Origin of the sequence: Mesorhizobium sp. M1E.F.Ca.ET.063.01.1.1 (assembly GCF_003998155.1) — a bacterium.
Taxonomy (GTDB): Bacteria; Pseudomonadota; Alphaproteobacteria; order Rhizobiales; family Rhizobiaceae; genus Mesorhizobium.
In genome coordinates this window covers 1-5,211 of sequence record NZ_RZSC01000417.1, presented here as the reverse complement: position 1 = coordinate 5,211, position 5,211 = coordinate 1, and the positions used below count along the sequence as shown (strand labels likewise).

Annotated in this window: 6 protein-coding genes and 1 pseudogene; all 7 read right to left on the bottom strand. The window is 66.2% G+C overall.

Going from position 1 to position 5,211, the window contains the following annotated elements; all coding sequences use genetic code 11:
• The coding region (locus EOA29_RS24210; protein WP_245468525.1) for an amidase family protein at positions 1-603 on the bottom strand (603 nt) is incomplete at its 3' end.
• Positions 600-950 (bottom strand): cupin domain-containing protein, encoded by a 351-nt coding sequence (locus EOA29_RS24205; protein ID WP_126091814.1) that lies wholly within the window; start codon positions 948-950, stop codon positions 600-602. The genes EOA29_RS24210 and EOA29_RS24205, both read right to left, overlap by 4 nt.
• Positions 943-1,611 carry an isochorismatase family cysteine hydrolase gene (locus EOA29_RS24200; RefSeq protein WP_126091815.1) on the bottom strand — a complete coding sequence of 223 codons (669 nt, stop codon included), beginning with the start codon at positions 1,609-1,611 and terminating at the stop codon, positions 943-945. Before EOA29_RS24200 ends, EOA29_RS24205 begins: the two co-directional genes overlap by 8 nt.
• On the bottom strand, positions 1,611-3,143 hold the full coding sequence (locus EOA29_RS24195; RefSeq protein WP_126091816.1) for an ABC transporter ATP-binding protein: 1,533 nt from the start codon (positions 3,141-3,143) through the stop codon (positions 1,611-1,613). Before EOA29_RS24195 ends, EOA29_RS24200 begins: the two co-directional genes overlap by 1 nt.
• A 10-nt stretch (positions 3,144-3,153) precedes the next feature.
• The gene (locus EOA29_RS24190) at positions 3,154-3,855 is read right to left on the bottom strand and encodes an isochorismatase family cysteine hydrolase (protein WP_126091817.1); all 702 of its coding nucleotides are present in this window, start codon (positions 3,853-3,855) and stop codon (positions 3,154-3,156) included.
• A gap of 40 nt (positions 3,856-3,895) precedes the next feature.
• Entirely contained in the window at positions 3,896-4,822 is a 927-nt protein-coding gene (locus EOA29_RS24185) for an ABC transporter permease (RefSeq protein ID WP_126091818.1), read from the bottom strand.
• A pseudogene (locus tag EOA29_RS24180) lies at positions 4,822-5,211 on the bottom strand (ABC transporter permease); the annotation flags it as partial. The pseudogene EOA29_RS24180 and the gene EOA29_RS24185, both read right to left, overlap by 1 nt.

Below are 5,211 nucleotides of genomic sequence, written 5' to 3'. Positions count from 1 at the left end.
GGCCGGGACCACGCCCGCCGTCGACAGCGCGCCGACGGTTGGCTTCAGCCCGACGACGTTGTTGAGGCCGGCCGGGATGCGCCCCGAGCCGGCGGTGTCGGTGCCGAGCGCGAAGGAGACGATGCCGCGCGCCGTCGCCACCGCGGAGCCGGAAGAGGAGCCGCCCGGCACCAGCCTCGGATCGATCGCATTCCTTGGGATCGGCCAGGGCGTGCGCACACCGACGAGGCCGGTGGCGAACTGGTCGAGATTGGTCTTGCCGACGACCAGGGCGCCCGCCGCCTTGAGTTTCGCCACGACCGTCGCATCCCTGTCCGGCGTGTAGGCATATTCGGCGCAGGCGGCCGTGGTCGGCATGCCGGCGACATCGATGTTGTCCTTGACGGCGAAGGGGATACCCCAGAGCGGCTTGGCCACGGGGTCGAACGAACCAAGCGCTTCGGCCTCGGCCAGCATCGCGGCTTTCGTCGCAAGGTGGATGAAGATGCCGGGATCGCCCGCCGCCTCGATGCGGGCCAGCACCCTATCGATCACCTCGGCTATGCCGGTGCCAGCCTGGTAAGCCGCATGCAGGCTGCCGATGTCGAAGCGGATGTCGCTCATTTCGTCTCCCCCAGAATGATAACCGGCAGGTCCCATTGGATCAGCACGACGCAACCGTCCTTCGTCCACACCGAATGCTCGGTGCCGACCGGATTGAGGATCACGCTGCCCGCCGGATAGTCACCGTTCTCGTCGCTCTGGGTGCCTTCCAGCACGACGATGGTTTCCAACCCGGCATGGCGGTGGCGCGGAACGCCGGCGCCTGGCTGATATTTAAGGACGGCCACACTCGGCTCGACCGGCCCGCCCCTGAGAAGCCAGTGCACCGTCACGCCGTCACGGAAAGGCACGAACGCCAGATCGCGCCAGCCACCGTCGACGAGGCCGGCAAAGGCAAGATTAGGCATTCGCAATTCCCTTGAGCACCTGATTGGTGGTCGCCGTCCAGCCGACGATCGCGCCCTGCGCCCTGATCATGGCGAGCGCGGCGGCCTTGAATTCGGGAAAGTAGCTCTCCGTCGCGTCTTCGGCGACCAGACACTCATAGCCGCGGTCGTTGGCCTCGCGCATGGTCGTCTGCACGCAGACTTCTGTCGTCACTCCGGCAAAGACCAGTTGCCGGGCGCCGATCCGCTTCAGGTCATCGCCGAGGCCGGTCGCGTAGAAGGCGCCCTTGCCGGGCTTCTCGATGACGATCTCGCCGGGCAAAGGCGCGAGCTCATCGAGGATCGCCGTGCCTGGCTCGCCGGCGATCAGCACGCGGCCCATCGGGCCGGCATCGCCGATGCGGATCGACGGATTGCCGCGGTTGCGCTTGGCTGGCGGCAGGTCCGAAAGGTCGGGCCTGTGGCACTCCATGGTGTGGATCACCGGCAGGCCAGCGGCGCGAAAGCCTTCGATCAGCTTTTTCACCGTCGGCACGATCGCCGTCACCCGGCTGACGTCGTTGCCGAGGCTGGCGCCGAAGCCGCCGGGCTCGGCGAAGTCGCGCTGCATGTCGATGACGATAAGTGCCGTGGTCTCGGGCCTGAAAGCAAAGGCGAAAGGCAGCGCTTCGATTTTTGCCATCAATGGTGCCCCGCCATGTGCTCGCCGATCGTCTGCACGCTCGCTTGCGCGATCGGCGTCTCGTAGACGAGGGCGCCGTCGGACATGACGAGGATGCGGTCCGAAAGCTCCAGGAGCTCGTCCAGATCTTCCGACATCAGGAGCACCGCGGCCCCCGCGTTGCGCGCCTTCATGATGCGGGCGCGGATTTCGGCGACGGCAGAGAAGTCGAGGCCGAAGCAGGGGTTGGAGACGATCAAAAGGTCGACCTCGCCGGTCAGCTCGCGGGCGAGCACGGCGCGCTGCACGTTGCCGCCCGACAGCGAGGCGATCGGCGAGGAGAGCGATGCGGTCTTCACCTTGAACTGCTCGACCAGCCGGGCGCTGAAGGATTTGATGGCGCTAGCGCTGATCCAGCTCACCGGCCTGCCGTTGCCATCGACGTCGAAGGTGCGGAAGGCGATGTTCTCGGCGACCGTCATTCTCGGCGCGCAGGCATTCTTCAATGGCTCTTCCGGGATGAGGCGGACGTTGAGCGCACGCGCCTCGGCGCGCGTCGCGGCATAGGCCGCGCCGCGAACCATGACTTCCCCTTGATCGCGAGCGCGCTGTCCGGCCAGCACTTCCAGGAACTCCTTCTGACCGTTGCCCGAGATGCCGGCGATGCCGACGATCTCGCCGGAGCGCACGCCGAGATCGGTGATGTTGATCGATTTGAGGCCGGTTCGGTCCGGAGCCTTCAGCGCCTTGACCTCGAGCACGATCTCGGCATCCGGCTTCGGCTCGGCGCGGCTGTCGAGCGCGGCGATCGGCTGGTCGCCGATCATCATCGCCGCCATTTCCCTATGCGAAAGATCCGAGACCTTCCCGGCTCCGGTGAGCCTGCCCTTGCGCAGCACCGTGATGTCGTCGGCGAATGCCGTGACCTCGTGGAACTTGTGCGAGATCATCAGCACGGTGAGGTCGCCTGCCTTCGTCATGCCGCGCACCAGGCCGAGCACTTCCTGCGCCTCGCCCGGGGTCAGCACGGATGTCGGCTCGTCCAGCACCAGGAAATTGCGGCCGAGATAAAGCTGTTTGATGATCTCAAGCTTCTGCTTCTCGCCGGCGGCGAGCTCGGCCACCTTGACGTCGAGCGGCAGCTTGAACGGCATGCCGTTCATGAAGGCCGCAAGCGCTGTGCGCTCCTTGCGCCAGTCGATGACGCCGGGCACCTTCTCACGCGAGATGACCAGGTTCTCGGCGCCGGTCAGCGAAGGCACGAGCGTGAAATGCTGATAGACCATGCCGAGGCCGAGCGCCGAGGCATCTCTCGGGCTGGCGATCGTCACCTCGCGTCCGTCGACCAGCATGTCGCCCGCCGTCGGATGGTAAAAACCCATCATGCATTTGACCAGCGTCGACTTGCCAGCGCCGTTCTCGCCGAGCAGCGCGTGGAAAGAGCCTGCAGGCACCTTGATGGAGACGTCGTCGAGCGCGGTGAAAGCGCCGAAGCGCATGGTCATGCCGATGGTCTCGACGCCGATCGCCTTGCGATGGAGAGTTCCGCTCATCGCCGGTTCCTCATGGCAGCTGCGCGACGAGGGCGGCGGAATTCGAGACGGCGCCGAAGACGCCGCCCTGCATCTTGATCATCTTGATCGCCGCCAGGTGGTTGCCGTAGTCGGTCGCGCCGCAGCAATCCTCCAGCATCACGCATTCGAAGCCGCGGTCGTTGGCCTCGCGCATGGTGGTGTGCACGCAGACATCGGTTGTGATTCCGGTGAGCACGATGTTTTCGATGCCGCGCTGGTTGAGGATCAATTCGAGATCGGTGGCGCAAAACGAGCCTTTGCCCGGCTTGTCGATGATCGGCTCGCCCTCGGCCGGATAGAGGTCGGGGATGATGTCCCAGCCAGGCTCGCCGCGCACCAGGATGCGCCCGCAAGGGCCGGGATCGCCGATGCCGGCATTGATGCGGCGCGAGCGCCAGCGCTTGTTGGCGGGCAGGTCGGCGAGGTCGGGACGATGGCCCTCGCGCGTGTGGATGATGGTGTAGCCCTTGTCGCGCATGGCGGAAAGCACAGCCTTGATGGGCTCGATCGGCGCCCTGACCAGCGACAGGTCGTAGCCCATATGGTCGACATAGCCACCCGGCCCGCAGAAATCGGTCTGCATGTCGATGATGATCAGCGCCGTGTTGTCCGGCCTCAACTCGCCATTGTAGGGCCAGGGGTAGGGATCGGCGTTGATGTAGCGCTGGGTGATCTCGGCTCTGGCGTTCATGGCAAAAACTCCGGTCTCGCGAGCGGTTCCTGGGCGACGGTCATTTGGTGATCGACAGTTCGCCGGGCGCGCCGGCGAGCGTGCGGCTCGGCGACGAGGTGGCGATCATGATGATGAGGGTGAGGATGTAAGGGGCGGCGTAGAACAGGTAGTAGCCCTGCGTGACGCCCACCGACTGCAGCGCCGGGCCGAGCGCGCCGGCGCCGCCGAACAAAAGCGCGGCAGCGAAGCAGCCGAGCGGGTTCCAGCGCGCGAAGATGACCAGCGCCACCGCCATCAGTCCCTGGCCCGACGAGATGCGCTCGGTCCAGCTGCCGGGATAATAGAGCGACAGGTAGGCGCCGCCGATACCGGCGAGCGCTCCGCCGGTGCCGGTGGCCAGCAGGCGCACCGCGTTCGGGTCGAGGCCCATGGCGCGAGCTGCATCGGCGCTGTCGCCGACCACGCGCACGATCAGGCCGACACGGGTGTTGCGGAACGCCCACCAGAGGAAGATGGCGAGAGCAGCGCCGATCAGGAACAGCACGTTGACGTTGAGCGCCGCCTGCACCTGCGGGATGTCGGACCAGGCGCCGAACGGGATCGCCGGCAGATCGGGCGCGGAGGGCTGGATGAAGGGCTTGCCGAAGAAGAAGGCGAGGCCTGTGCCGAACAGCATCAGGGCGATGCCGATGGCGATGTCGTTGACCTTCGGGAACTTGCAGATCCAGCCATGAAAGAGGCCGAAGCAGAGGCCGGCGGCCGCCGCCGCCAAAAGGCCGAGCCATGGCGAGCCGGTCATCACCGCCACCGCATAGGCACTCATGGCGCCGAACACCAGCGTGCCTTCGAGGCCGAGATTGATGCGGCCGGAGCGTTCGGTGATGGCTTCGCCGAGCGAGACGAAGATGAAGGGAGTGGACACGCGGATGGCGCCGCCCAGCATGGCGAGCGGCACCCCCCACAGCCCGATATCGGTCGCGTCCATCACGCGACCCCCTTCAGGAGATCGGGCCTCTGCCAGAGGTCGGGATTAAAGAGCTTGAACCGGCCGTAGAAGGTCTCGCTGAACAAGATGACGATGAACAGCATGCCCTGCAGCACCAGCACGGTTGCATCAGGCAGGTCCATTCGGCGCTGAATCAGCCCGCCGGACGCGTCGATGCCGCCAAGCAGAACGGCGACGGGGATGATGGCAAGCGGATTGTGGCGGGCAAGGAAGGCGACGAGGATGCCGGTATAGCCGTAGCCGGCGGCCAGCGAGCCGTTGGCGCTGCCCTGCACGGCCGCGACCTCGAGCATGCCGGCAAGTCCTGCGAAGCCGCCCGCCAGCGCCGTGAAGCCGACGATCAGCGGACCGACGGCCAACCCCTGCAC

What these genes read in the sequence shown, in the direction of transcription:
- EOA29_RS24195 (WP_126091816.1), bottom strand. Translation starts at nt 3,143, where the DNA reads ATGAGCGGAACTCTCCATCGCAAGGCGATCGGCGTCGAGACCATCGGC.
- EOA29_RS24190 (WP_126091817.1), bottom strand. Translation starts at nt 3,855, where the DNA reads ATGAACGCCAGAGCCGAGATCACCCAGCGCTACATCAACGCCGATCCC.
- EOA29_RS24200 (WP_126091815.1), bottom strand. Translation starts at nt 1,611, where the DNA reads ATGGCAAAAATCGAAGCGCTGCCTTTCGCCTTTGCTTTCAGGCCCGAG.
- EOA29_RS24205 (WP_126091814.1), bottom strand. Translation starts at nt 950, where the DNA reads ATGCCTAATCTTGCCTTTGCCGGCCTCGTCGACGGTGGCTGGCGCGAT.
- EOA29_RS24185 (WP_126091818.1), bottom strand. Translation starts at nt 4,822, where the DNA reads ATGGACGCGACCGATATCGGGCTGTGGGGGGTGCCGCTCGCCATGCTG.